The following is a 348-nucleotide window of genomic DNA, read 5'->3' as shown; positions in this document are numbered from 1 at the left end:
ACCCGAATTTATGAAAAACGATCCGCAATCTTGTAGGGACACGGCATCAGAAATATTTTGTCCAAGTGAAAATTGTACGATCGCCGTGTCCCTACCCGAATTTATGAAAAACGATCCGCAATCTTGTCGGGACACGGCATCGGAAATATTCTTGAAAAATGAAAATTTGATGATCGCCGTGTCCCTACCCGAATTTATGAAAAACGATCGGCAATGTTGTCGGGACACGGCATCAGAAATATTCAGTCCAAGTGAAAATTGTACGATCGCCGTGTCCCTACCCGAATTTATGAAAAACGATCCGCAATCTTGTCGGGACACGGCATCAGAAATATTCTGGAGCCATCA

General features: G+C 43.7%; 1 protein-coding gene. It reads left to right on the top strand.

The features are described from left to right. Positions 1-10 precede the first annotated feature (10 nt). The coding region (locus tag MiSe_RS49995) for a hypothetical protein (protein WP_226595066.1) at positions 11-348 on the top strand (338 nt) is incomplete at its 3' end.

This window comes from Microseira wollei NIES-4236 (assembly GCF_020521235.1).
Classification (GTDB): Bacteria; Cyanobacteriota; Cyanobacteriia; order Cyanobacteriales; family Aerosakkonemataceae; genus Microseira; species Microseira wollei.
Note: the sequence above shows the minus strand (reverse complement) of the source record. Positions and strands in the feature narration are given on the sequence as shown.